This is a genomic window from Filimonas effusa (genome assembly GCF_004118675.1).
In the GTDB taxonomy this organism is placed as follows: domain Bacteria; phylum Bacteroidota; class Bacteroidia; order Chitinophagales; family Chitinophagaceae; genus Filimonas; species Filimonas effusa.
The window spans coordinates 164311-188841 of record NZ_SDHZ01000002.1 but is presented as its reverse complement, the minus strand read 5'-3'; the positions used below and the strand labels follow the sequence as shown (position 1 = coordinate 188841).

Annotated in this window: 22 protein-coding genes; 15 read left to right on the top strand and 7 right to left on the bottom strand. The window is 44.2% G+C overall.

Annotation, left to right across the window (positions count from 1 at the left end; genetic code table 11):
• Positions 1–53: 53 nt before the first annotated feature.
• Both ESB13_RS12155 and ESB13_RS12150 read left to right on the top strand, forming a co-directional pair.
• A complete protein-coding gene (locus tag ESB13_RS12155) occupies positions 54–2060 on the top strand; it encodes a DUF3858 domain-containing protein (RefSeq protein WP_129003636.1) in 2007 nt (668 codons plus the stop codon).
• Entirely contained in the window at positions 2060–3967 is a 1908-nt protein-coding gene (locus tag ESB13_RS12150) for a DUF3857 domain-containing protein (RefSeq protein ID WP_129003634.1), read from the top strand. Before ESB13_RS12155 ends, ESB13_RS12150 begins: the two co-directional genes overlap by 1 nt.
• A gap of 121 nt (positions 3968–4088) precedes the next feature.
• On the opposite strand, the gene ESB13_RS12145 is transcribed toward ESB13_RS12150, so the two are convergent.
• Positions 4089–4811 carry a YebC/PmpR family DNA-binding transcriptional regulator gene (locus ESB13_RS12145; RefSeq protein WP_129003632.1) on the bottom strand — a complete coding sequence of 241 codons (723 nt, stop codon included), beginning with the start codon at positions 4809–4811 and terminating at the stop codon, positions 4089–4091.
• Between the two features lie 245 nt (positions 4812–5056).
• Entirely contained in the window at positions 5057–6550 is a 1494-nt protein-coding gene (locus ESB13_RS12140) for an amino acid permease (protein WP_129003630.1), read from the bottom strand.
• A 165-nt stretch (positions 6551–6715) separates the two neighbouring features.
• Here ESB13_RS12140 and ESB13_RS12135 point away from each other — a divergent pair, with 165 nt between their 5' ends.
• The 4 genes from ESB13_RS12135 to ESB13_RS12120 are packed head-to-tail and all read left to right on the top strand — an operon-like array spanning position 6716 to position 10923.
• The gene (locus ESB13_RS12135; protein WP_129003628.1) at positions 6716–7969 is read left to right on the top strand and encodes a dicarboxylate/amino acid:cation symporter; all 1254 of its coding nucleotides are present in this window, start codon (positions 6716–6718) and stop codon (positions 7967–7969) included.
• A 9-nt stretch (positions 7970–7978) separates the two neighbouring features.
• Positions 7979–8644 (top strand): DedA family protein, encoded by a 666-nt coding sequence (locus ESB13_RS12130; RefSeq protein WP_129003626.1) that lies wholly within the window; start codon positions 7979–7981, stop codon positions 8642–8644.
• 44 nt (positions 8645–8688) lie between these two features.
• Entirely contained in the window at positions 8689–9933 is a 1245-nt protein-coding gene (locus ESB13_RS12125; protein ID WP_129003624.1) for an MFS transporter, read from the top strand.
• Positions 9934–10923 carry a glycosyltransferase family 9 protein gene (locus ESB13_RS12120; protein WP_129003623.1) on the top strand — a complete coding sequence of 330 codons (990 nt, stop codon included), beginning with the start codon at positions 9934–9936 and terminating at the stop codon, positions 10921–10923. It begins immediately after the preceding gene.
• Positions 10924–10987: 64 nt separating this feature from the next.
• Here the strand turns inward: ESB13_RS12120 and mdh are convergent, their stop codons facing one another.
• The 3 genes from mdh to ESB13_RS12105 all read right to left on the bottom strand — a co-directional run bounded on the left by mdh (position 10988) and on the right by ESB13_RS12105 (position 14889).
• The gene (mdh, locus tag ESB13_RS12115; RefSeq protein WP_129003621.1) at positions 10988–11917 is read right to left on the bottom strand and encodes a malate dehydrogenase; all 930 of its coding nucleotides are present in this window, start codon (positions 11915–11917) and stop codon (positions 10988–10990) included.
• Between the two features lie 90 nt (positions 11918–12007).
• Entirely contained in the window at positions 12008–12505 is a 498-nt protein-coding gene (locus ESB13_RS12110) for a TlpA family protein disulfide reductase (protein WP_129003620.1), read from the bottom strand.
• 32 nt (positions 12506–12537) lie between these two features.
• A complete protein-coding gene (locus ESB13_RS12105; RefSeq protein ID WP_129003618.1) occupies positions 12538–14889 on the bottom strand; it encodes an outer membrane beta-barrel family protein in 2352 nt (783 codons plus the stop codon).
• 482 nt (positions 14890–15371) lie between these two features.
• On the opposite strand from ESB13_RS12105, the gene efp reads away from it, so the two are divergent.
• The 3 genes from efp to accC all read left to right on the top strand — a co-directional run bounded on the left by efp (position 15372) and on the right by accC (position 18036).
• Positions 15372–15938 (top strand): elongation factor P, encoded by a 567-nt coding sequence (efp, locus tag ESB13_RS12100; protein WP_129003616.1) that lies wholly within the window; start codon positions 15372–15374, stop codon positions 15936–15938.
• Positions 15939–16120: 182 nt separating this feature from the next.
• Positions 16121–16609, top strand: coding sequence for an acetyl-CoA carboxylase biotin carboxyl carrier protein (gene accB, locus ESB13_RS12095; protein WP_129003614.1), 489 nt, complete (start codon positions 16121–16123; stop codon positions 16607–16609).
• A gap of 86 nt (positions 16610–16695) precedes the next feature.
• Entirely contained in the window at positions 16696–18036 is a 1341-nt protein-coding gene (accC, locus tag ESB13_RS12090) for an acetyl-CoA carboxylase biotin carboxylase subunit (protein WP_129003613.1), read from the top strand.
• 119 nt (positions 18037–18155) lie between these two features.
• Here the strand turns inward: accC and ESB13_RS12085 are convergent, their stop codons facing one another.
• On the bottom strand, positions 18156–18560 hold the full coding sequence (locus tag ESB13_RS12085) for a hypothetical protein (RefSeq protein ID WP_129003611.1): 405 nt from the start codon (positions 18558–18560) through the stop codon (positions 18156–18158).
• A 200-nt stretch (positions 18561–18760) separates the two neighbouring features.
• Positions 18761–20950, bottom strand: coding sequence for a glutamine synthetase III family protein (locus tag ESB13_RS12080; RefSeq protein WP_129003609.1), 2190 nt, complete (start codon positions 20948–20950; stop codon positions 18761–18763).
• Between the two features lie 250 nt (positions 20951–21200).
• On the opposite strand from ESB13_RS12080, the gene rfaD reads away from it, so the two are divergent.
• The 6 genes from rfaD to ESB13_RS23945 all read left to right on the top strand — a co-directional run bounded on the left by rfaD (position 21201) and on the right by ESB13_RS23945 (position 24191).
• Positions 21201–22211, top strand: coding sequence for an ADP-glyceromanno-heptose 6-epimerase (gene rfaD, locus ESB13_RS12075; protein ID WP_220399664.1), 1011 nt, complete (start codon positions 21201–21203; stop codon positions 22209–22211).
• Positions 22212–22307: 96 nt separating this feature from the next.
• Positions 22308–22760 (top strand): GNAT family N-acetyltransferase, encoded by a 453-nt coding sequence (locus ESB13_RS12070; protein WP_129003607.1) that lies wholly within the window; start codon positions 22308–22310, stop codon positions 22758–22760.
• Between the two features lie 190 nt (positions 22761–22950).
• Complete coding sequence (locus ESB13_RS12065) at positions 22951–23250, top strand: biotin/lipoyl-binding protein (protein ID WP_129003605.1); 300 nt, start codon at positions 22951–22953, stop codon at positions 23248–23250.
• Positions 23207–23431, top strand: a complete 225-nt coding sequence (locus ESB13_RS12060) for a hypothetical protein (protein WP_129003603.1) — start codon at positions 23207–23209, stop codon at positions 23429–23431. Before ESB13_RS12065 ends, ESB13_RS12060 begins: the two co-directional genes overlap by 44 nt.
• Positions 23432–23485: 54 nt before the next feature.
• Positions 23486–23968: a LytR/AlgR family response regulator transcription factor gene (locus ESB13_RS24190; RefSeq protein WP_220399663.1), complete on the top strand. Its 483-nt coding sequence runs from the start codon at positions 23486–23488 to the stop codon at positions 23966–23968.
• Positions 23910–24191 (top strand): LytTR family DNA-binding domain-containing protein, encoded by a 282-nt coding sequence (locus ESB13_RS23945; protein ID WP_220399662.1) that lies wholly within the window; start codon positions 23910–23912, stop codon positions 24189–24191. Before ESB13_RS24190 ends, ESB13_RS23945 begins: the two co-directional genes overlap by 59 nt.
• The last annotated feature ends 340 nt before the right edge of the window (positions 24192–24531 follow it).

The following is a 24531-nucleotide window of genomic DNA, read 5'->3' as shown; positions in this document are numbered from 1 at the left end:
ACAACTCAATAATTATTGTATTATTGTGCGAGTTTCACCTATCCCTAAAGACCATGAATACCAGAATTCTGCCGGTGCTCCTGGCGCTGCTTTTTGCAGCAACCGGCTTTGCCCAGAAAAACCGCCCCAAATTCAAATTTGGAGACGTTAAGGCTAGTGATTTCACTCCCACTTATTACAGCGTCGATAGCACTGCCGATGCAGTAGTTTTATTTGAATCAGGATCAACTCAGTTTGTTGGGAACAACAAAGGAGATATCAGCGTCGAATTTACCTGTCATGTCAGAACCAGGTTGCTGAAGAAAAATTCTTTTGACGTGGCTACCGTAGCCTTTAGTCTATACGTCGACGGAAGGTTGCCGCAGCAACTTGAAAAACTGGAGGCTGCCACTTATAACCTGGAAGATGGAAAGGTTGTCGTTACCAAACTCGATAAGGGCAGCATCTTTAAAGAAAAATCTGAAGGATATCAGACAAGTAAATTCACTTTCCCGAATATTAAAGAAGGCTCTATTATAGAATATACCTTCACCACTAGTGATCCGGGCAGCTATCGTATACCCACCTGGTACTACCAGGGTAATTACCCACGTCTGTGGAGCGAGTATGAGGTGACCATTCCTGCTTTACTGGACTTTGCTTTTGTAAAACAAGGGTATCATCCCTACTGTATAGATACCGCTATGGTATCGTATGGATCGTTGTATATCTCCGACGTCGGCGAAACTGCCGGCCCTTCACAAACCTATACCTGGCGCGGCAATGTGGTAAAAAGTATCTGGGCTATGGAAAATGTGCCGGCCCTGAAAAAAGAAGCATACATAACTACGCTGCGTAATTACATAGCTAAGATTGAGTTCCAGTTGTCTACCATACGTTATCCCGATGTCCCTCCGAAAAAGATCCTGCGTAACTGGATGGATATGGCAGATGAAATGCTGAAACATGAAAGCTTCGGAGCAGGCCTCTCCGATCGTAATGGTTGGTTGGATGCCGAACTCAAAGCTGTTGTTGATGAAAATCTAAGCTCACTCGAAAATGCCAAACGTATTTATCGCTATGTAAGAGATAATTATACCTGTACCGACCATTCCGCAGTATACCGCTCCCAGTCATTGAAGAAGACCTTTCAGACAAAAAAAGGTAATGTCGCAGATCTGAACCTGTTGCTGACAACTATCTATATTAATAAGGGATATGATGCACATCCCGTTTTGCTGAGCACAAGAGATAATGGAAGGGCTATGGAAACTTATCCTATCATATCTAAGTTCAACTACGTATTGTCACGTGTACTGGTAGATACTGTCTTTTTTAACCTCGATGCAACATATAACCTGGGATTTGGTAAGTTATCCGGCGAATGTTATAATGGCTCTGGCCGTGTAATCGACAAAATGCCGATATTGATCGATCTGTCTCCCGATTCTCTCCGTGAAAAGAATAGCACGATCGTATTTATATCTAAGGAAAAGAATGAGTTAAAAGGAACTGTTACCCATAATATGGGCTATTTTGAATCTGCTGGGGTGCGTAGCAAGTTAAGAACAACCAAACAGGAAGAATATTTTAAGGATATTAAAAAAGGTTTTTCCCAGGATGTGGAAGTTTCTAATGGTGGAATAGACTCCGTTTCCTTACTGGAAGAGCCGCTTGATTGCCATTACGATATTGCATTCGATTTTAAAGACGAACCTATCGTGTATTTCAATCCATTGATGGCATTGGCAGTGAAGAAAGAGAACCCCTTTAAAGCCGCAGAACGCTTTTATCCCGTAGAAATGCCCTATTGTATCGATGATACTTATTTGTTTACCATGGAAATTCCAGACGGGTATAAAGTGGAAGAGTTGCCTAAATCTACTCGGGTACACCTGAATGAAACCCAGGGGAAATTTGAATACGTGATAGCGGTAGCCGGAAACCTTGTTCAGATGCGCTATCGTTTAATGATAAATAAAACGCTTTTTGAACCGGACGATTATCAGACGTTACGGGAGTTCTATACCTATGTGATTAAGAAACAGGGAGAACAAATTGTCTTTAAAAAAGTGAATTAATGGTAAGCAGAATTTTATACACTGGTTTGCTGCTCATCTTTTTGGTAGTAGTGCAGAACGCGTACGCACAGGATTATAATGTAAGCCTGATCCCGGATTCCATAAAAGAGAACGCTCATATCGTGAAACGTTTCGAAGAGAAACGGGTAGTGATAAAAGGAACTGATAAGGCGATAGTCTATAGCAAATACGCGTATACGATTTTAGACGAAGAAGGCTATTACTATGCACATTACATACACGAATACAGTAAGTTTAAAGGGCTGAGCGATATAACAGGAAAACTGTTCGATGCCTCCGGCCATTTATTGCGTTCCGTGAAGAAAAAGGATATCCGCGATTTTGCTTATGACGACGATGGCACACTGGCAACGGATGCACGTTACAAAAGCCACGATTTTAATTATCATCAATACCCGTTTACGGTAGAATATGAAGATGAGGTTGCTTACAATGGTATTTATGTGTTACCTCAATGGCAGCCTGTAAGGGAAGGAAATATAGGAGTGCAGTTGTCAAGGCTTGTTATAGAAGCCGATACTTCTTATCAGTTGCGCTATAAACAAAGTAACTATCCTGGCAATCCCATTATTACTACCGCTAAAAACCGTACATATGTATGGGAAGTGAAAAACCTCATGCCATTAATTCCTGAACCCTACCAGTTGCCCTGGGAAGAAGTAACCCCGGTTGTTTATCTGGCACCCTCTGTATTTGAATACAGTGGTTATGCTGGCAACATGAGTAACTGGCAGGAACTCGGTAAGTTTTATCTTAAACTAAACCAGGGACGCGATGTTTTGCCTGATCAGGTAAAGAAAGAGGTGCATGCTTTAGCAGACGGCATCACCGACAATAAGGAAAAGATCCGGGTATTGTATCAATACATGCAGCGGAATACAAGGTATATCAGTATTCAATTGGGGATTGGCGGCCTGCAACCTTTTGACGCCAGCTATGTGGCTGCAAAAAAATACGGCGATTGTAAAGCTTTGTCTAATTATATGACCAGCCTGCTGAAGGAGGCAGGTATCCGTTCTCACTATGTGCTCGTAAATTCCGGTAAAGGACAACAGGGATTGATTGAAGATTTTCCTAATGATTATTTTGATCATATCATCGTATGCGTGCCCAATGGCAAAGACAGCGTTTGGCTGGAATGCACCAACCAGAACATTCCTGCCGGCTTTATGGGTAGTTTTACCGGTAACAGGCAGGTATTGCTTATTACGGAAGACGGAGGTAAAGTAGCCTGGACACCCCGTTATTCCGTGGCGGAAAATGAGCAGCGCAGAAAGGTAAATGCATTGGTGGATGAGGAAGGCAACCTGCTGGCCGATATAACAACTGTTTTTACTGGTATTCAGCAGGAAGAAGCATTTGGCCTTATTCATAATGCTACTAAAGAACAAAGAGACCGTCACCTCAATAGCGCATTTAGCTTGCCTACCTATAAAGTAGAGAACGTACAATACTCCGAAAAAATGCAGTCGTTACCCGAGGTTACCGAAATCCTTCATATCAGCTCCACAGGTTATGCCAGCGTTTCCGGTAAAAGACTCTTTGTATCGCCTAACATGCTTAGCAGATCAGGCTCCAGGCTATCGACAGAAAAACCAAGGAAATTTGATATCAGGTTCTCTTACGGGTTCCGTGATATAGATACTGTTTCCATTAAGATCCCGGCAGGTTACAAACCTGAAGCAGTGCCAAAGAACGTTACCTTGTCTAATAAGTTTGGTAGTTATGCCATTGCTTATAAGGTAGAAGGCAATAATATTACCGTATTCCGTAAATACGAGATAGTGCCGGACCGTTATCCTGCCAGTGATTTCAATATGCTGTCAGAATTTTTTGCTGCTATTTATAAAGCAGACAGGAACCGGATTGTTTTCGTTAAAGAATAATAGGGCTATGCCCAAAATGGATGGAGCTGTCATGAAAAGAACGGTTTTACACATCATGGATCGTCCTTAATGGGACAAGGCCCGCATTAGCGGGCCTTGTCCTTTGTATAACTGAATGTTCTTATCCCATGTTGTGGAATACCTTGTTAACGTCTTCGTCTTGTTCCAGGCGTTCAATGAGCTTACTTACTTCTTCGGCTTGTTCATCGTTCACAGGCACTGTAGTAGTAGGGATCCATTCTGTTTCAGCACTGAGCGGTGTGATACCTTTTTCTTCAAGTGCTTTCTGAAGGCTGCCAAAATCAACAAAAGCACAACGTAACACTATTATTTCTTCGCCTTTATCATCGGTGCTTTCGCCCAGTTCTTCAAGGCCGGCATCGATAAGTTCAAGTTCAAGCTCTTCAGGATTAACACCTTCAGGTTTCAGTTTGAAAACACCCATTTTTTTGAACTGGAAGCTTACGCTGCCACTGTTGCCGAGTGATCCGCCGCCCTTGTTAAAAGCTGCTTTTACGTTGGCTACGGTACGAACATGGTTGTCGGTAGCTGTCTCTACTACCAGGGCTACACCGTGAGGCGCATATCCTTCGTATAAGATCTCTTCGTAGTTGGTGGTGTCTTTGCCAAGTGCTCTTTTGATAGCAGCTTCTACGCGGTCTTTAGGCATGCCAACGCTTTTGGCGTTCTGTGCACAACGGCGTAAGGCGGGGTTTGTGGCAGGATCGGGGCCACCTGCTTTCACGGCAATAACAATCTCCTTTCCTATGCGGGTAAATTGCTTGGCCATCCTGTCCCAGCGGGCAAACATCGTGGCTTTTCTTACTTCAAATATGCGACCCATAATATGTATAATTATATAACGCTTAAAAAATATTCGTGCGCAAAATTACTATTTCGGCGGCAGCCTGCAAAGTAATGGCTGCTTACGGAAAATACCGCCGTTTTACAGCAAAAAAGGTTTTAGCAGCAAATTGTTCCCCTGCTGAGGTTAAAATTCCGCCCGACAGACAGGTATAAGGGCTACGTAAAAAAACTGCCGCAACTTCAAAAGTTGCGGCAGCCAGGTATTTTGATCGGTAATTAGGATCAGGCGTCGGCTTTTTCGCCGCGCAGCTCTTTTTGAACCGTACTGTTTTTCTTGCTATACCCGAAATAAACAATGAAACCTAATGCCAGCCAGCCAATGAGACGAAGCCAGTTGGTCCAGCCCAACCCAAAGATCATAGCGCCACACACAATAATGCCTATAATAGGAAGCACGGGTACAAATGGCGTCTTGAATTCCCTTTTTAACCCGGGGTCTGTTTTTCGTAAAACAATAACGGCCGCGCAAACCAGCATAAACGCAAACAGGGTTCCTATCGAACTCATATCACCTACTACATCGCCTGGTACAAATGCTGCGAAAATGCCTACCAGTATCAATACAAAAAGGCTGGCTTTATACGGCGTTTTATATTTGGGGTGAATGGCGCTGAAGGTCCTGGGCAGTAAGCCGTCTTTACTCATGGAATAGAACACCCTCGATTGACCAAGCAGCATTACCAGTATTACGGAAGAAAACCCTGCAAGAATGGCGATAGTTACCAGTTGCTCCAGCCACGCATAACCATGCATGTATTTGTTGATAGCAAAAGCTACAGAGGCTTCTTTACCACTGGTTCTGAAATCTTCGGTAGTAGCTACGCCTGTTAATACATGCGCAAACAGAATATATAATACAGTGCAAACAGCAAGAGAACCAAGAATACCTATAGGCATATCTCTCTTCGGATTTTTGGCTTCCTGTGCAGCCGTACTTACCGCATCGAAGCCTATGAACGCAAAGAAGACGACACCCGCCGATCCAAGGATCCCCATAATGCCACCGAAGCTATGTGAAATACCCTGGTGATCTGTATAAGTGCCGGCAGGAGGTATGTAAGGCGTATGGTTGGCAGGGTTGATGAATTGCCAGCCTATTACAATAATGAGTATTACGATCGCAACTTTGGTAACAACGATAATCCCGTTTACCAGCGCCGATTCCTGCGTACCCCTTATCAGTAATAAGGTAAGCGCAGTTACAATGAACAACGCAGGTATGTTGATAATACCATGAACGCCTGCTATATTATGTTCAAAGGGAGAATGACACCATTCATAAGGTATCGCCTTCCAGTGCAACACATTTACAAGTAAATTATTTAGGTATTCACTCCAGGCAATGCCAACGGTGGCGGCGCCTACAGCGTATTCAAGAATAAGATCCCAGCCAATGATCCAGGCTATCAGCTCACCCATGGTGGCATAGCTGTAAGTATAGGCGCTGCCGGCAATGGGAATAGATGATGATAATTCGGCATAACACAAACCCGCAAGGGCGCAGCCAATGGCTGCAACAATAAAACCTAAAGTAACCGAAGGACCCGCATTCTGCGCGGCGGCAGCTGCTGTTCTTACAAAAAGACCTGCTCCGATAATTGCGCCGATCCCTAAAGCTACCAGGGAACTGGCCGAAAGGGTGCGCTTTAAACCTTTCTCCGAATCTCCTGCTTGAGCAAGTAAAGATTGAAGTGATTTCTTAGCAAATAGACTCATACAGTTAAGTTGATTTACGCTAAACGATCTGGAAAAATAGGTATTATTCGTACGCGTTCCCAAATATTTCGTCAAAAAAACCGTATTATGATTTTTTCTACTGCGATAGAAAATGTAAATCACCTTCCACTATTTGCTATATTGCGCAAATTATAACGGAAGCTCATGTTGAAAAAGAACAAATTAACGCTGTATATTCTGGTTGCAATGTTGTTAGGTACAGTCCTGGGTTATATTGTTCATACGCAGGCTTCTGAGGCAACCATCAATTCTTTTGCTCCTAAAATAAGGTTGCTCACCAAAATATTTCTGTTTCTTGTTCAAATGATCATAGCACCCCTGGTATTTTGTACACTGGTGGTGGGTATTGCAAAACTCGGTGATCTTAAAACCGTGGGAAGGGTAGGAGGTAAGGCCATGTTATGGTTTATTTCGGCTTCACTTGCGAGTTTATTGCTGGGTATGCTGCTGGTAAACTTCTTTCAGCCGGGCGCACATATCGAAATCGGCAGCTCGTTGGCCGATAAAGCAGAAGCAGCCGACCTCGTAGGTAAAACGCAGGAATTCTCCCTTGATAAATTTGTGGAACACGTATTCCCCAAAAGCCTTATAGATGCCATGGCGCACAACGAGATCTTACAGATCGTAGTGTTTTCTATCTTCTTTGGTGTAGCTACAGCAGCCATCGGCGATAAAGGCAAAATAGTGGTAAAAGCATTGGATGCAGTATCACATATCATCCTGAAAATGGTGGGATATGTAATGAACTTTGCGCCCTTGGGTGTATTTGGCGCGCTCGCCGCCATTATCGCAAAAAAAGGACTGGGCATTTTCGGATTTTACATGTATTATTTTGTCTACTTCCTGATCGGTATTTTTCTCTTATGGGGTCTTTTACTTTTAGTGGGTTGGTTAATATTAGGTAACAGACTTCCTTTGCTTATAAAGCGTATCTTACAGCCGTTAATCATAGCATTTAGTACTACTTCAAGTGAAGCTGTATTCCCGAAACTGACGGAAGAACTGGAGCGGTTTGGGTGTAAGGATAAGGTGGTGTCGTTTATTTTGCCGCTGGGATATTCTTTTAACCTGGATGGCAGCATGATGTATATGACGTTTGCCAGTATTGCTATTGCACAGGCGTCTAAGATCCCGCTGGACCTTGGAACGCAGTTGACGATGTTGTTGGTACTTATGCTCACAAGTAAAGGGATCGCAGGCGTTCCCAGAGCATCACTGGTGGTAGTCGCTGCCACCTGTAGTATGTTCGGAATTCCGCCGGAAGGCATAGCTTTGATTCTGCCTATCGATCACTTTTGTGATATGTTCCGTACTGCTACCAACGTTCTGGGCAATGCATTAGCAACCAGCGTGGTGAGCAAGTGGGAAGGAGAACTGGCCACACCTCAACAAGTATAATAAAGAATAATGGAAAAAGGAATTGTTCAGCAGTTTATCGAATGGATTATCCACAACGGTGGAGTGTTTGTATTATTGATCGTCATCTTCGCCGAAACAGGTTTATTCCTCGGCTTTTTTCTGCCTGGCGATAGTTTGTTGTTTGCCGCAGGACTTTATATCGAAGATCTCGCCCGCTCTTTGTTTGGAGTGCATTATAGTGTACTCATCCTGATGGTGATCCTGGCTTCTATTCTTGGTAACCTTGTTGGTTACTGGTTCGGTGCTAAAACCGGCGACCTCTTGTTCCAGCGAAAAGATTCCCTGCTCTTTAAGAAAAAACATTTGTACAAAGCCAAAGACTTTTACGAACAATATGGTAAGGCTACCATTTTCCTTGCCAAGTTCCTGCCTGTTATCCGCACCTTTGCACCTATCATCGCAGGTATCGTAAAAATGAACCGTGCTACTTTCCTGTTCTATAATGTAATAGGCAGTATTTGCTGGGTTGCTTCCATGATGCTGGGTGGCCACTTCTTACAAAGCTGGGTGCAAAATCGTTTTGGCTTCAGTTTAAAAGATCATATCGAAGGCATTACCATTGCTATCATTTTAATTACTACCTTACCTGTCATTTTTAAAATATTTTTCGGTAAAAAAAAGGCGACTCCGGTTCTGCCGCCCGATAGTGAATAACGGAGCGACCTAACGATTGCCATAAGCCTAAGCCTTTCCGTACCATGTCTAAAAAATACACGTTAACCAGTTTGGTTGTCTGGGTGGCAGCCCTGGGGTATTTTGTCGATATATTCGACCTGCTTTTGTTTGGAATGATCCGTACCGCCAGCCTGCGCGATCTGGGTATTACCTCCCGTGAAGAAATTGAACGGATAGGGTTAATGCTCGATAACTGGCAGATGATAGGTATGCTGGCAGGTGGTATTTTCTGGGGTATCCTGGGAGATAAGAAAGGCAGGTTGTCGGTATTATTTGGCTCCATACTTACTTATTCAGTTGCGAATATTTCTAATGGCTTTGTTACAGAAGTGTACTTATATGCGCTCCTGCGCTTTGCCGCCGGCTTTGGCCTGGCAGGTGAACTCGGGGCCGGCGTAACGCTGGTCAATGAACTGCTCGACAAGGAAAAGCGCGGCATAGGTACGGCGCTGGTAGCAGGCACCGGTATCATGGGCGCCGTAGTCGGTGGCTTTGTCGTGAAATGGGTGGGCGATTGGCGTTACTGCTACTTCATCGGAGGGGGTATGGGTATATGCCTGCTCCTATTACGTGTAGGTATTATGGAATCGGGCATGTTCGAAACCATGAAAACCAGCGAAGCCCGCAAAGGCAGCTTTAAACTCATCTTCAGTGAACGAAAAAGAATGATGAAGTACATAGGCGTTGTATTGGTAGCAGTACCCCTCTGGTATATTGTTCAATTGTATGCAAAGTATTCGCCGGAGCTGGCCGACGCTATGGGCCTTCAGTTTTCAGACGAAGAAAGAAAGGTGATCCCGATTAACTGTATCATGTTGGCCTACCTGGGACTAACCTTCGGAGATTTTGCATGCGGCCTTATCTCTCAGTGGATGCGCAGCCGTAAAAAGGCGATCGCATTATTTATGACATTGTCCATTATCACCATCGTTTTATTCTACATGTTTGCCCCGCAAAGCATGTTTGTTTTTTATGCTGGTATTGGCGTTATGGGATTTTCGGTAGGGTACTGGGCAGTGTTCATGAGCGTCGCTGCCGAAAGTTTTGGGACCAATATCAGGTCTACAGTTACGAATACTGCGCCCAACCTGGTGCGCGGAACAGTAGTTCTTATTAATATTGCATACGAGTTCCTCAAGTACCGCCTGCATTACAATTCTGTCGTGGCAAATATTACAGTAGGTGTCGTGGTCTTTGGCATTGCCATATGGGCATTGACAAGGCTTGAGGAAACCTTTGGCAAAGATTTGAACTATATAGAAGAATAAATGAAAATACTGATCATCCGCTTCTCCTCTATTGGCGATATAGTATTAACTACGCCTGTAATTCGTTGTGTTAAACAGCAGGTGCCGGATGCTGAAGTCCATTTTCTGACCAAGAAATCGTTCCGGGGACTAATAGCTTCCAACCCATATGTAAATAAGTTGCATATGCTGGATAACAACTGGGATGAAATGATCGCGCGGCTGCAAACCGAAAAATTTGACCTGGTTATCGATCTTCATAAAAACCTGCGCACCCTGAGAGTGAAACGTGCCCTGCACGGTGTTAAGTCTGTTGCATTCAATAAACTGAATATCGAAAAATTCCTGCTGACCTCCTTTCTCAAGATCAATATATTACCCGATAAACATATTGTAGACCGTTGCCTGGAAACAGTAAAATTCCTCGACGTGGAAAACGACGGACAGGGGCTTGATTTCTTTATCCCTCCCGCAGACGAATTGCCTATGTCCGACCTGCCGCTTAGCCATCATTTTGGTTATGTGGGCGTCGTAATTGGAGCGGCGCTGAATACCAAAAAGCTGCCCCTTGATAAGTTGAAAGCATTATGTGCAGCTATAGATTTCCCGGTGATCTTGCTGGGAGGCCCGGAAGACAGGACCGAAGGGGATCTTATTGCAGCGCATGATCCTGTGCGTATCTATAATGCCTGCGGTAAGTTTAACCTCAATGAAAGCGCCTGGCTCGTGAAGAATGCGAAAACGATTGTCACACATGACACCGGGCTGATGCACATAGCAGCAGCCTTTAAAAAGCCCGTCATTTCTATCTGGGGCAATACGGTCCCGGCTTTTGGAATGACACCTTATTACGGCGCTAAGATGGTAGCATCACGGATCTTTGAAGTAAAAGGACTGTCGTGCCGCCCCTGTAGCAAAATAGGACACAAAAAATGCCCCAAAGGGCATTTCAAATGTATGAACCAGCAGGATATCCCAGCTATTGCTGCAGCTGCCACCAGCTTTAAATAAGATCTGTTACTGCCTTAACTTCCATCGAAATTCACAGTATCCAGACACCGGAACGTTGCGATATTTAAATGTTCTTCAACACATCGTTCATGCTGCGAACGGCATCAGCACTTTGATGCAGCATTGCCTGTTCCGTTTCATTAAGCTGGTAAGTAATGATATTTTCCCAGCCATTACGACCAATGGTAACAGGTACACCCAGGCAGATGTCATTAAGGCCATATTCACCTTCAAGCAGAACACTGCACGGCATGAGTTTCTTCTCGTCACGTACAATAGCCTCCACAACAGCGGCAGCAGCAGCTCCGGGAGCATACCAGGCCGAAGTGCCGAGCAGCTTGGTAAGCGTGGCGCCGCCAACCATGGTGGCGTTTACTATCTGTTGCTGTTGTTCAGGTGTTAACAGCGCTGTTACCGGAACACTGTTCCAGTTGGCATAACGGATAAGGGGTAACATAGTGGTATCGCCATGGCCGCCTATGACAACGGCATTGAGGTCGGCTGCACTCGCACCGAGCTGTTTGCTCAGCTGATATTTAAATCGCGCACTATCGAGCACTCCGCCCATACCAATCACACGCTGTTTAGGCAAACCGGAACTCTGCCAGGCTAGATAGGTCATCGTATCCATAGGGTTACTGATAATAATAAGAATAGCATCGGGAGAATAGCGCAGGATCTGCTGCGTCACTTCCTTTACAATGCCGGCATTGGCGCCAATAAGCTCTTCGCGGGTCATGCCGGGTTTGCGCGGCAGCCCCGAAGTGATAACAACAACATCAGAGCCTGCTGTATGGGCATAATCACGGGAGCAACCGGTAATACGGGTATCAAAGCCTAGCAATGCTGCTGATTGTAAGATATCCTGTGCTTTCCCTTCGGCAATACCTTCTTTAATGTCTATTAAAACCAATTCGTCACAAAGTTCTTTCCTGGCTATATTATTGGCACAGGTGGCGCCTACCGCGCCAGCACCTACAACAGTCACTTTCATATAGTATATTTCGGTGGCAAAAATCCTACAAAAAAGACATAATAATACCTCCCTTCTGTAAAAGAATCTTCATAAAACTTTTCCAGGTGGCTATTCCTGTAGCAATTTACTGAGCTCCTCGGCATTGGCTCCGGCTTCAAATACCTTCACAAGCTGATGGTATTTAGAATAAACAGCGATAAACGGCGTTTGCTGTACCCTGAAAAAAGAAGGCAGATTGTATTCGGTGTCCCTGCCGGCAGCTGTATAGCGGAATTTGTCGAGTTTATACTTTTTCACAAACGCACCAACCTCTTCAGGGGAATGATAAGAAACAAACAACATGAAGGCTGAGTCGAGTTTGTCGCGGTTTTGCGCAAGATTTTCAGCTTCTACCTGGCAATGCCCGCATTCGGGACTGAAATACATGATAATAACCGGCCTGTGTTCCGGGATCAGCAGGTCGGTAAACCAGGTACTGTCTGCCTGCAGAATCTTAAACTCCGGCAGCGAACTGTTCTTTTTGTATGGAGGAGTGTCATCAAACTGTTGCGCCTGTGAAAACAACGCCGTAACGATGAAAATGGATAGTAAAACGTATTGCTTCATATACTAAAGTTAACACTGAAAAATGTAATCCGCTACATTCTGTCAAGTTCCTCCTCACCCGCAATCCTTTTCACATTCGTTTTTTTGAAATTCCTGAAATGGTACCGCACAATCAGTCTTACCCAGGTATTATCGTGATCAGGGATCGAACCAGAGATAATATTCGCATACTTGTCCTCCCACCTCGTATCCGATTTATTCAATATATCGTTCGCAAGGAGAGATATTTTTAACTTATCCTTTAAAATGGAAGCATTCCCGCCAACAGATAGATTATAACGGCCATAATAATGTGTCATCAGATCGTCTTTCCTGCTGTAATAAACATAACTGCAAAACACACTTACCTTGTCCGACAGGCTAAAATTGTTCTCCACCTTCAATATGTAATTCAGCTTTTGAACCTTCCTCACTTCCCCCAGGAACGGAACTTTTATTGACGGCCTCTCTATACCTGTACTTAAGGTGCCCTCATACCATTTCCGGGATAAAGAATAGTCGATATTCACGAAACTGTATTGCGCTTTGTCAAGATTAACAAAGGTGTACTTGATAATAGTAGGGTTCCTGTCATCCGGAACCGCAGTTAAAACACGGGGGCTGTTTTCTATACGGTGGCCGAAATTGAGACTCAGCCCTCTGAATAAAGACAGGTCTGCACTGAAATTATTGATAAGGGTAGGCCGTATCCTGGGATTGCCAACGGCGTAGGAATTGGCGTCGAAATAAATGACATTGGTACTAAGCTCGCGAAAAGCCGGCCTGTCTATTTTACGCGTATAACCGAATGTAAACGAAGACACCCGGCTGCTGCGAAATCTGCTGCTGAAAGAAACACTCGGAAACCATTCCCCGTAAGTTGAATCTACAAGCGTCGTTTGCAACGACCTCACCTTTGTCTCGGTTCGCTCATACCGTAACCCCGTATTCATGGTAAAAGCGCCAACGCGAAAATCAGCTTTCAGGTAGGCAGCGCTGATCTGGTCGTTGATGGCGTTGTTATCTGTATAATTATTTTCAAGGTTGTCTATATTGGTGGAAATCCTTTGGCTCTGTCGTTTCACCTCAGCATACTTTCCCCCTGCTTTCATGGTGATACGCCTGAAAACCGGCGTCTCAAAATCGGCGACCGCACTGTAAACTTCCGATTTGTCTCGATTATCCAGTAAGGTATTGAGCAATGTACTATTGGTATGATTCAATTCCGTGATTTTTTCCGCAGAAATATCAGAAACTTTCGAATAGTCGCCAATAAGCGACAACGATCTTGCACTGTCCATTTTAAACAGGTAATTCAGGCTATAGGTCGATACATCGGCCTTGCCGTTGCCACTTTTATTGACATCCCTGAATACGGTGGCCCTGTCGGTACGCGCGATGGTTTGCGCTGCCTGGGATTTCTCTTTCGAATCCTCACGCTTCAAAGTTACCTGCGCACCAATAACGTGTTTCTTGTAAAAAGCCTGGTTAATGGCGCCATAGATGTTATGGGCAGTAAAAGACGGATACCTGACCGCAGAATTCCGGTTTGTGATAGTATAAGAGTCCTGGAAGTTATTTTCATACGCTTCCTCCAGGTTTTTGTAGCGGTTCGCAGTATAAGAATAGTTGACCGCAAAATCCGTTGACCCAAACCGCCCATTCAAATTGCCACCTGTTGAATTCCTATACCTTTTCGCAAATTGAGCTTCATTATAGAGCTGGAAATTGACAGCGTCTGAAGGTGCCTTTTTAGTGGTGATCTTAATGACTGCATTGCCCGCTGCCGCATATTCCGCTGAAGGGTTCCGGTCTATTTCAAAGCTGACGATATCGCTTGACTGTAGCGTGGCTAGCTCTGCCGGATTCTTTAATTCCCGCCCGTTTAAGAAGATGATCGGTACACCTCTTCCAAACACCGTTATTTTGTTATTGTCATCTACTGTAATACCAGGGCTCCGCCGCAAGGCATCGAATACGTTCCCCGCCTTACTTAAAAAACTGCTGCTTACATTTACGAGAAGCTTGCCGTTTATATTCCTGATCACCGGGCGCGATCCTTTTACGATAACTTCCTGTATCGAAGAAACGGCGCTCTTTAAGCAAATCCGCCCCATATCCGCTTTTGCTTTCAATATAATGGTCTCAAAGCCCATACAGCTGATATGCAGATAACCCTCCGTATGATTACCGGCATAGGTGATCATAAAATGCCCATGTTCATTTGATATGGCGCCATTGATAAACGACGAGTCCGGTAAACCGAATAATACTACATTGGCGAAGGCGACGGGCTTGTTGCTGCTGTCTTGCAAATAGCCTTCTGCCTTTTGCGCAAAGGCCGGATAGGCTATCAGGAAAAGAAATAAACTAACGGTGTGGAACTTAAAATATGTCTTTTTCAAGCCATTGGATTTTAGAAAATGAGTAGTACTGGTCTGCGGCGTGTTGCAGATTGGTCAGATTCTCAGCTCTTTTCTACAATTACTTTGGTAATAACACAATCACGGCGTCTGCCTGATGATCTCCAGGCGGCGAACGAATATAGTGCGTGTTTCTGGCGTTTATAAATAATTGGGATGGACGATCAGAAATCATAATTGAATGGAGATTTTGCACGAAACATATTGCTATATAATATATAAGAGAGTGATGCTTTTACATGCCTAAGTGGTTCTTTTCCAGGGTGCCCACGGGAAAAGGCCTTATAAAACACGATCTCGGAGCCCCTGTATTGAAATCGCCGCGTCAACGGTCATGGGGTTTCCGGTTTTAAAAAGGGGATATCCGGGTTTGATAGACTAGAAAATAGGTCTTACCTTGCGACCTTATGTGCCTCAGCATATTAACCTGGGGGTTTAAAAGTAAAAATTAACAAAATTCTTTTATGGCAACTACATCAGATATCAGCCGTGGAATGATCCTGAAACTTGACGGCAGTCTGTACTCGGTGGTAGAATTCGGAGAAAACAAAACTGCACGTGCAGCAGCGAAAGTGTGGGCTAAGTTAAAGGGTGTTGACAACAGCCGTACTATTGAAAAAACCTGGAATAGTGGTGAAACTATTTTCCCGGTTCGTGTAGAGAAAAAAACTTTCCAGTACCTGTATAAAGATGAAACAGGGTTCAACCTGATGAATAACGAAACTTTCGAGCAAATCGCGCTTGCAGAAGACATGATCGATGCTCCTCAGTTCCTGAAAGACGGCTCCGAAGTATTTGTATTTATCAATACCGAGTCCGAACAACCTATTGGTGCAGAATTGCCTGAGAAAATTGTGGTGCAGGTTACCTATTGTGAGCCAGGTTTACGCGGCGATACTGCTACGCGTGCTTTAAAGCCTGCTACAGTTGAAACAGGAGCTACTGTAAACGTGCCTTTGTTCGTGAACGAAGGTGAGATCATCCGTATTAATACGAAGACCGGCGAGTACGTAGAGCGTGTAAAAGATTAAGCCGATACAACAGATATACAAAAGGATAGCATTTGCTATCCTTTTGTCGCATTATTCATTTAGTTCGGGAAAACATCCCTCTTTTGGCAAAAAAGCTATTATTATGTGAAAATTGCCTATTTTGCCACCCATTTTTGCTTAAAACGAGGTAAAAAAGCAATAAAAACCCCAAAAATCATTATATGGACTTCAAACACATTCAGGAACTGATCAAGGTTATTAATAAAAGTAACATCGGGGAGATTAGCATTGAGGAGAAGGACTTTAAGATAACCATCAAGCAGAAAGAAGACCAGGTGCAGACTGTCTTCGCCGCCCCTGCTGCTCCTGTATATGCTGCAGCTCCGGCTGTGCCACAGCAATTAGCTGCGGCTCCTGCTGCCGCTTTGCCGGCTGCAGAAGCTGCCCCGGCTGCCCCTAAAACCGATAACCTGATTACTATTAAAAGCCCTATGATCGGTACTTTCTACCGTCGCGCTTCACCCGATAAACCACTGTTTGCCGAAGTAGGAACCGAAATCGCTCCCGGTAAAGTGATCTGCATTATCGAAGCCATGAAACTGTTCAATGAAATTGAAAGTGAAATAAGCGGCAAGGTTGTAAAAGTACTTGTTGATGACGCTAGTCCTGTTGAATACGATCAACCTTTATTCCTGGTAGAACCCGCGTAAGAATGTAGAATGTTACAGTAGTATACTGCCAGGCAGTCACTACAGCATTTGACATTTGCATTTATCCTTCAAAATAAATAATAGTCGTGTTTAAAAAAGTACTGATAGCCAATCGGGGTGAAATAGCATTACGTGTTATCCGCACGTGCCGCGAAATGGGCATTAAAACGGTAGCGGTATATTCTACTGCCGATAAAGACAGTCTTCATGTAAAGTTCGCTGATGAGGCAGTATGTATTGGAAAGCCTCAAAGCAGCGAATCTTATCTCAATATTCCCCATATTATGGCTGCTGCTGAAATCACGAATGCCGATGCAATTCATCCGGGTTATGGTTTCCTCGCAGAAAACGCCAAATTCGCACAGATCTGTGGCGACCACGGTATTAAATTTATAGGCCCCACTCCCGAAATGATCAATTCTATGGGTGATAAGATCACCGCAAAAGAAACGATGATCAAAGCAGGCGTTCCCTGTATCCCCGGTAGTGACGGCTTGTTAGGAAGCCTGGAAGAAGCAAAAGAACTTGCTAAAAATCTCGTTGGTTATCCTGTTATCCTTAAAGCTACTGCAGGTGGCGGAGGTAAAGGTATGCGTGTGGTTTGGAGCGAAGAAGAAATGGAGCGCGCTTACAACACCGCTAAAACCGAGGCTGCCGCTTCTTTTAAGAATGATGGCATCTACATGGAGAAATTCGTGGAAGATCCCCGTCACATCGAGATCCAGGTAGCCGGTGACCGCTATGGCACCGTATGTCATCTCAGCGAGCGCGACTGCTCTATCCAACGCCGTCACCAGAAGCTGGTAGAAGAATCTCCTTCTCCGTTCATGACACCCGAATTACGCCAGCGTATGGGCGAAGCAGCTATCAAAGCTGCATCCGCTATCAACTACGAAAGCGTCGGTACCATTGAGTTCCTGGTCGATAAACACAGAAATTTCTATTTCATGGAAATGAACACCCGTATTCAGGTAGAGCACTGTGTTACGGAAGAAGTGATCAACTTCGATCTTATTAAAGAACAGCTGAAAATAGCAATGGGCGAAAAGATCTCCGGATTGAACTATGAACCCCAGATGCATGCTATCGAATGCCGTATCAACGCCGAAGACCCGTATAACGATTTCCGGCCTTCACCAGGCAAGATCACCGTATTACATACGCCCGGAGGCCATGGCGTACGCGTCGACAGCCACGTTTATGCAGGTTATGTGATCCCTCCTTTTTACGATTCTATGATTGGTAAACTTATCACTATTGCACGTACGCGCGAAGAAGCCATCGATACCATGTACCGCGCGCTGAGCGAATACGTGATCGAAGGCGTGAAAACTACCATTCCATTCCACTTACAACTGATGCAGAACGAAGATTTCAGAAAAGGTAACTTCACTACCAAATTCCTCGAAACTTTCCAGATGCAATAATAATTTATTGATGATACAAGAAGAGGTTGGCCTGTTTAAGACCAACCTCTTTGCTTTTATGCCATTCTGTAACCAAATGCCATGGGGGGCTGTACGTGAAACGTATTAAAGCGCTGATATTAACGCTGGGGCTGTTGCCTGGGGCCGCGTCCACCACCGGGCCTCATCATACGACCCATCTGGTTTTTTTGGTAGGTTTCGTAGCGAACATACTCTTCTTCAGAAAGAATAGCTTTCACCTTTTTGTTTGATTCCTCCTGGAGTTCCTTCATCTTAGCCATTTTAGCATCACGGTCAGAAGACTGATCCTGGAAGATCTCTCTTCTCTTGCTACTGGTTTCTTCGAGGATATCGGCTACTTTATTGGCTTTATCATCGCTCAGCTGAACAGAATCCTTCAGGTTTTTGAGGATCATCTCTTTGCGTTGAGCCGGATTGCCGCCACCGCCGCCTGGGCGTTGTGCATAAGCGCTGCCTGAAGCCAATGCTACCAGGACAACAAGGGCTACCATCATCTTTTTCATAACTGACTTTTTTGTATTGCAGTTGGTTGTAACTGCCTTATAAATTTACATCTTCCCAGCTTCTACCGCACGCTTCGTACATCCCGATTCGGCGAAAAAGGGGTGTTTGGGGGGCAAACGGCAAACCATACCTGGAATAAAAAAGCCCATATCTTACGATACGGGCTTTTCTATAAAACCGATGATAATTATAGCTGCTATTAGCGCAACAGGAGCATTTCCCTGTATTTGGGTAAGGTCCAGTCTTCGTCGCTAACCAGGTGTTCCAGTTTGTCAACATGGTAACGGATCTCGTCGAAGAACTTCGCTTTAACTTCTGCTTCGTAAGCAATTGCTTTTTCGCGGGTATTGGTGAGGTTGTTCGCAGCTTTTCTTGCCTCAACCATTTCATTTACTTTGGTGTAAATGATGTTTACACGCTCAGAGATCTCTTTCAGCAATTCTACTTGCGTAGCATAGGCGGCTTCTGGTAAACCAGCAGCTTTCAGGCTGTTGATATTGGTTGCCAGGCTTGTCTGATATTTGATAGCAGCAGGAAGAATGTGGTTAAGAGCGAGGTCTCCCATAACACGTCCTTCAATCTGTACTTTCTTCAGGTAGTTCTCAAGTTCAATTTCATGACGCGCTTCAAGCTCTGTATGTGTGTAAACAGCGTTTGATTCATACAGGTGCTTAGCCTTTTCAGTGATCATCGCGTCAAGTGCCAGCGGAGTGGTTTTTACGTTAGGTAAACCACGTTTTTCAGCTTCTTTAGCCCACTCTTCACTATAACCGTCACCTTCAAACAGTACTTTTTTGCTTTCTACAATGTACTTCTGAATAATGTGCATGATGGCAATCTCTTTCTTCTCGCCTTTTTCGATCAATGCGTCAACATCTTTCTTGAAGGTTTTCAGCGTTTCAGCCATGATAGTGTTCAGAACGGTCATAGCGTTTGCACAGTTGGCGTTGGAACCTACAGCACGGAACTCGAATTTGTTGCCGGTAAACGCAAAAGGAGAAGTCCTGTTACGGTCGGTATTGTCCAGCAGTAGTTCAGGAATGCTGCGGTGCAGATCGAGTTTCAGAATGGCTTCGTCCTGTTCGTCGAATTTATCACTAACTCTTGTTTCTATATCGGAAAGCACTTTTGCAAGCGACTGACCAACGAATACAGAGATGATAGCAGGAGGCGCTTCGTTCGCACCCAAACGGTGATCGTTACCTGCAGAAGCAATAGCAGCCCTTAACAGGTCAGAATAATCATGAACCGCTTTAATGGTGTTAACAAAGAAAGTAAGGAACATCAGGTTGGTCTTAGGCGTTTTGCCCGGAGCCAGCAGGTTTATACCTGTGTCGGTTGCCATACTCCAGTTGTTGTGTTTACCGCTACCGTTGATACCAGCAAATGGTTTCTCGTGCAGTAATACACGCAGCTTATGACGTTTAGCCACACGGCTCATGACGTCCATCAGCAGGGTGTTATGGTCAACAGCAATGTTAACTTCTTCGAAGATAGGAGCACACTCGAACTGAGCAGGAGCCACCTCATTGTGACGCGTTCTCAAAGGAATACCCAGCTTGTACGACTCTTCTTCGAAATCGCGCATGAAAGCATACACTCTCTCAGGAATAGAACCAAAGTAGTGGTCTTCCAGTTGCTGACCTTTCGCAGGAGAAGCACCAAATACGGTACGTCCGCACTGAACCAGGTCTGGACGGGCATTCGCCAGGGCTTCGTCAATAACGAAATATTCCTGTTCCCATCCCAGGGTAGCAGTTATTTTGGTAACGTTTTTATCGAAATAGTTGGCTACTTCCACAGCAGACTTGTTCATGGCTTCCAGGGCCTTCAGCAAAGGTCCTTTGTAGTCAAGCAGTTCACCGGTGTAAGAAACGAAAATGGTAGGGATACATAAAGTTTTTCCCTCGCCAATTTCCATGATGAAAGCAGGTGAAGAAGGATCCCACGCAGTGTAACCACGTGCTTCAAAAGTAGCGCGGATACCACCATTAGGGAAAGAAGACGCATCAGGCTCTTGTTGAATAAGGGTGCCGCCATCGAACTCTTCGATAGGCGTACCGTCACCTTTGATGGTGAAGAATGAGTCATGCTTTTCTGCAGTAGTACCAGTCAGGGGCTGGAACCAGTGTGTATAGTGTGTTACGCCTTTGCTCTCAGCCCAGGCCCTCAGACCATTAGCGATTTGATTGGCAACGGCGCGATCAATTTTTTTGCTTCCCTTAATGCTCGCAACTAAGCTCTTGTAAGCTTCATCGCTTAAAAATGAACGGGCTGTTTTAAGGGTGAAAACATTTTCCCCGAAGATGGCAGTTACTTTCGAAGTACTGGGGACAGCAACTTTCGTTGCGTTGGTAAGGTCATTGATTGCCTGAAATCGTAATGACATAGAGTTTAAATTTTTTTTTGCGATGACAAAACAAGCATATTTCTGGAACAAATAGCCATTTCGAATAGTAAAATTGCGAAAAAAACGCCTCTAAAGTTCAAAAATGGTGAAAAAAATATCCGGATGACTGTTAGTTTCTTAAAAAAATGGGGAAAAATTTTAAATATAGTAATAATTATAATGGATGAAGGCGCCCAACTTTCTGCCGCCTGCCATTCTTCCATCTGCCATCTTTTCTTACGTTTGCGGCATGAGCAATTTAAATGATACACCGGTGATTATTGTTACGGGTGCGGCAGGATTTATTGGCAGTTGTATGGTACAGTTTCTGAACGAAAACGAACACCATAACCTCATATTGGTGGATGATTTCGGAGTAGAAAAGAAAAGAGCCAACTGGGAAGGCAAAGAATATATCAGAACTGTAGAACGTCAGTCTTTTTTCGAATGGCTTGAAAAAGAACAACCTGAAATTTCTATTGTGTTTCACCTGGGCGCACGTACCGATACAACCGAATTCGATTACGCTATACACGAAGAGCTAAATGTGCAGTATTCTCAGAAGATGTGGGAATATTGTACTGCCAGGCAAATTCCACTGGTATATGCTTCTTCGGCTGCAACCTATGGCAATGGTGAACTGGGGTATAACGATGATCATGAAGTGGTGAAACAGCTCCAGCCATTGAATCCTTACGGTATAAGCAAAAATGAATTCGACAAATGGGCGTTACAACAAACTCAACAGCCCCCCTTCTGGGCAGGTCTCAAGTTCTTTAATGTATATGGCCCTAATGAATATCATAAAGCTCGTATGGCCAGCGTTATATTTCATTCCTTTAACCAGATCAGGGATACCGGTTTGGTTAAGCTGTTCCGCAGCCACAAAGATGGCTTTAACGATGGCGAGCAACTGCGCGACTTCGTTTACGTAAAGGATGTGGTGAAGGTCATGTATTGGCTGATGCAACAGCAGGAGGCTGATACCGCCGGTAAACCCGCATCCGGCTTGTATAACCTGGGCACAGGTACAGCGCGCTCTTTTATCGACCTGGTAAAAGCAACGTTTGCCGGCGTTGATAAAGAACCCAATATTCAGTTCATCGATATGCCTGAAGATATCCGTGATAAATACCAGTACTTTACCGAAGCCAATATGAATAAGCTGAAGGAAGCAGGATACCACAAGCCATTTTATTCTCTTGAAGAGGGGGTTGATGACTATGTGAGGAATTATTTGTCAGCCGGTAAAATATTCTAAGGTGTTTAAATAGAATGAGCCATAACCATGGATATCCCCGGTTATGGCTCATTCATTTACAGCCGGTGCATGAAATTTAAAAGATAGGAGGAAGATATGAAGAGCGAAGATTTTCAAATAGCGCCTTACCAGGAGGTTTTCAGAGACCAGATGGTAAGTGTTTGGGAGCAATCGGTACGGACTACGCATGATTTCCTGCTCGAAGAAGATTTGCAGGAAATTAAGTCCTTTGTAAAAGAAATTGATTTTTACGCTTTGCAGGTCTATTGCCTGTTATACAACAACAGTGTAGTTGGATTTATTGGCGTAGCAACTGATAAAGTGGAGATGTTGTTTTTATCACCTGATTGCATAGGGCTGGGGTTAGGCAAATGGCTCATGCATTTTGCTATAGAACAACTGGGCGCCTGTAAAGTGGATGTAAATGAGCAGAACAAAAAAGCGCTGGCATTTTACAATAAGCTGGGCTTTGAACCATATGAACGGTCTGCGCTTGATGACCAGGGCAAAGCCTATCCTTTGTTGAGAATGGCTTTAAAGCGTATGTAAGTTGTTTGTCTTCTTTCTATTGAAAACCTGCATTTTAATGGCTCACAAGCATTGTCATGCTTTTAACTGGCCGGAGATTTCGGTTCAGTCCCGATTTTTTCCGGTTCATTGGTTTTAGGATTTGAGCTGAATACTGCTAATGCACATTTGCCTGTCCGTAAGTAAAATAAAGCCTGGCGGCAAATTTTGGATGAGCAACAATAGAATACCCGTATTATCCTTGGTTGTTTTTGTATGGAGTGTAGTAAGCAGTTGTCGTTCGGGCGGCGGAAGCGATGAGGCTTTGGCTGTAATGCCAACCCCGGAATTACCGGTGATGACGCTCGATACAACTACTGCTTTAACCATCCGTGATTATGCGGCTTTGTTGGAAGGTACGGAAAACGTAGATCTCCGCCCCCAGGTTAGTGGTTATCTTGAAAAGATCTTTGTAGAAGAAGGCAGGTTTGTTACTGCAGGACAGCCTTTGTTTACGCATAAGGATAGGTGACGATGGTGTCGATAAACTGGTAGTACGTAATAACATTCAGCTGATACCGCATATGCTGCCGTCAACCCGCCTCGGATTGGATAATATTCAGAAACGATATACTTTGCTGTTTAATGAAACTGTTATTGTAGAAAAAGAAGACGGTGAATTCATCGTAAAACTGCCATTGATTGATCTATAAATAAGATATTATGCGGGTAGTGATCATTGAAGATGAGAAACCGAATGTACACGTTTGAAAAAATTGCTGGCCGACATACATGCTGATATTGATGTAATAGCCACACTTGATACAGTGGCAGGAAGCGTAACCTGGTTTCAACAACATCCTCATCCGGATGTGGTATTGATGTACATTCGCATCGCCGATGGATTGAGCTTCGATATCTTTCAGAAAGTGAACTTGCTTTGCCCGGTTATCTTCACTACAGCTTACGATGAGTATGCCGTGCGGGCATTTAAAGTAAATAGTCTTGATTACCTGCTTAAACCTGTAGAAAGAGAACAGGCACTCGATAAGGTTAAAGCGAACAGCATGCAGCCCAACACAACCTTGCTCATGCACCAGCTGCTGGAATTGCTGAATCATAAACAGGCTACCTATCGCACCCGTTTTATGATCCCTTTCAGGGATGGCTATAAAACTGTGCTGGCTGCCGATGTCGACTTTTATTTACTATGCCTTCACCATAGCCCATCTGGTATTAAAAGATGGTGAACAGATAAGAGTGGGACTTACCATGGACGAACTTGAAGAAAAGTTGGATCCCGATGATTTTTTCAGGGTGAACCGCCAGCACATCATACACGTTGGCAGTATAAACAGCATACAACAATATTCCTCGAATAAATTACGCGTGGTACTAAAACGCGAACCCGGCAGGGAAGTAGTGGTAAGCCGGGAAAAAGTCCCCTTGTTTAAACAGTGGCTGGATAAGTAGATGTCGGCTTGCTATCCCTTAATTAAGCTGTTTCTATAAGCTTTTTTTAATACTATGGAAAAGGGGTGAACGGATATGCAACGGGCGAAAGAGTGATAAAATGTTTGACTATACTGAAATATATATATATCTGTGCATAATAGCTAACGCGTAAATACGGTGCTGAAAAGATTAGGATTTCTTTCGCTGTTGCAACGCGGAAGTATTATGATAATTATTCATAAAAAGTTCTAATTTGCAGACGTATTTAATAAAAATTTAAGCTGCCGGGAGAAGATTGGTTTGCTGAGAATAACCCTTATGAAAAAACACAGATCCTGTGCGTTGATTCTCTGTAAGT

Excerpts from the sequence above, each read along its gene's own strand:
- accB (WP_129003614.1), top strand. The coding sequence starts at position 16,121 with ATGGACTTCAAACACATTCAGGAACTGATCAAGGTTATTAATAAAAGT.
- rfaD (WP_220399664.1), top strand. The coding sequence starts at position 21,201 with ATGAGCAATTTAAATGATACACCGGTGATTATTGTTACGGGTGCGGCA.
- ESB13_RS12110 (WP_129003620.1), bottom strand. The coding sequence starts at position 12,505 with ATGAAGCAATACGTTTTACTATCCATTTTCATCGTTACGGCGTTGTTT.
- ESB13_RS12135 (WP_129003628.1), top strand. The coding sequence starts at position 6,716 with ATGTTGAAAAAGAACAAATTAACGCTGTATATTCTGGTTGCAATGTTG.
- ESB13_RS12140 (WP_129003630.1), bottom strand. The coding sequence starts at position 6,550 with ATGAGTCTATTTGCTAAGAAATCACTTCAATCTTTACTTGCTCAAGCA.
- ESB13_RS23945 (WP_220399662.1), top strand. The coding sequence starts at position 23,910 with ATGTCGACTTTTATTTACTATGCCTTCACCATAGCCCATCTGGTATTA.
- ESB13_RS12070 (WP_129003607.1), top strand. The coding sequence starts at position 22,308 with ATGAAGAGCGAAGATTTTCAAATAGCGCCTTACCAGGAGGTTTTCAGA.
- ESB13_RS12130 (WP_129003626.1), top strand. The coding sequence starts at position 7,979 with ATGGAAAAAGGAATTGTTCAGCAGTTTATCGAATGGATTATCCACAAC.
- ESB13_RS12150 (WP_129003634.1), top strand. The coding sequence starts at position 2,060 with ATGGTAAGCAGAATTTTATACACTGGTTTGCTGCTCATCTTTTTGGTA.
- mdh (WP_129003621.1), bottom strand. The coding sequence starts at position 11,917 with ATGAAAGTGACTGTTGTAGGTGCTGGCGCGGTAGGCGCCACCTGTGCC.
- ESB13_RS12120 (WP_129003623.1), top strand. The coding sequence starts at position 9,934 with ATGAAAATACTGATCATCCGCTTCTCCTCTATTGGCGATATAGTATTA.
- efp (WP_129003616.1), top strand. The coding sequence starts at position 15,372 with ATGGCAACTACATCAGATATCAGCCGTGGAATGATCCTGAAACTTGAC.
- ESB13_RS12080 (WP_129003609.1), bottom strand. The coding sequence starts at position 20,950 with ATGTCATTACGATTTCAGGCAATCAATGACCTTACCAACGCAACGAAA.
- ESB13_RS12145 (WP_129003632.1), bottom strand. The coding sequence starts at position 4,811 with ATGGGTCGCATATTTGAAGTAAGAAAAGCCACGATGTTTGCCCGCTGG.
- ESB13_RS12125 (WP_129003624.1), top strand. The coding sequence starts at position 8,689 with ATGTCTAAAAAATACACGTTAACCAGTTTGGTTGTCTGGGTGGCAGCC.
- ESB13_RS12085 (WP_129003611.1), bottom strand. The coding sequence starts at position 18,560 with ATGAAAAAGATGATGGTAGCCCTTGTTGTCCTGGTAGCATTGGCTTCA.
- ESB13_RS12065 (WP_129003605.1), top strand. The coding sequence starts at position 22,951 with ATGAGCAACAATAGAATACCCGTATTATCCTTGGTTGTTTTTGTATGG.
- ESB13_RS12155 (WP_129003636.1), top strand. The coding sequence starts at position 54 with ATGAATACCAGAATTCTGCCGGTGCTCCTGGCGCTGCTTTTTGCAGCA.